This is a genomic window from Butyricimonas sp. RTP31003st1_G1_RTP31003_210430 (genome assembly GCF_040920905.1).
GTDB lineage: Bacteria > Bacteroidota > Bacteroidia > Bacteroidales > Marinifilaceae > Butyricimonas > Butyricimonas paravirosa.
In genome coordinates this window covers 1-1048 of the sequence record NZ_JBCOSQ010000143.1, presented here as the reverse complement: position 1 = coordinate 1048, position 1048 = coordinate 1, and the positions used below count along the sequence as shown (strand labels likewise).

Annotated in this window: 1 protein-coding gene; it reads left to right on the top strand. The window is 49.5% G+C overall.

Going from position 1 to position 1048, the window contains the following annotated elements; translation table 11 throughout:
- Positions 1–1048, top strand: a 1048-nt coding sequence (locus AB5542_RS21275) for a carboxypeptidase-like regulatory domain-containing protein (RefSeq protein ID WP_368243460.1), incomplete at both ends; no start/stop codon positions are given.

Below are 1048 nucleotides of genomic sequence, written 5' to 3'. Positions count from 1 at the left end.
GAGCCGGGACGAGTGGTTCAAGCCGGGGAGAGATCGATCTTTTATCGGGAACTTCCACACGGCAAGATTCGGTTGTAGCGGCAGGGAAACCGGAAAATCAGAAACTAGGATTTTACGAGGGAGAAGTCATGGACACGGAGGGTAATCCGTTACCCGGAGTGACCGTTTTGTTGAAAGGGACCCAAACGGGTACTTCCACGGACACGCACGGTGCATTCCGTTTCCCGGCAACAAAGGCGGGGAAAACCATGCTGGTCTTCTCGTTTATCGGGATGAAACCGGTGGAAAAGGACGTGACTCCGGGAAAGAAAGTGATCGTCACGATGGAAGAGGAAGTAGAAGGTCTTGAGGAAGTGATCATCACGGGTATCTACTCCCGGGATAAGAATAGTTACACGGGGTCGGCATCCACCTATTCGGCCAAGGAATTGAAAATGGTTGGTGCTCAGAATATCATCCAGAGTTTGAAAACGCTGGACCCGGCCATGCTGGTCTTGGAGAACAAACAATGGGGATCAGACCCGAATCGTATGCCCAAAATTGAAATCCGGGGAAAGACGAGTGTGGTCGGATTGCAGACAGAGTTTGAGAACGACCCCAATCAGCCCTTGTTCATCTTGGATGGTGTGGAGACCACGCTGGAAACCATCATTAACCTAAATATGGATCGGGTGGCAAGCGTGACGATCTTGAAAGATGCAGCGTCCACGGCTATCTACGGGTCGAAGGCGGCTAACGGGGTGATTGTCGTGGAAACGAAATCACCGGAGTCAGGCCAGTTACGGCTGTCATACAGTGGGAATTACGGGATCTCGTTCGCCGATTTGTCGGATTACAATTTAATGAACGCTTCCGAAAAACTGGAATACGAGTTATTAGCCGGGCGTTATTCTCCCATGGAAGGATATGACGGTTTTGTTGATAAACTTCAGAAAATGCAGGATTATTATTCCCGGTTAAAAGAAGTGCTGAGAGGGGTGGACACTTATTGGTTAAGCGAACCGTTACGAACCGTCTTCAATCATTCTCATAACCTGTACATTGACGG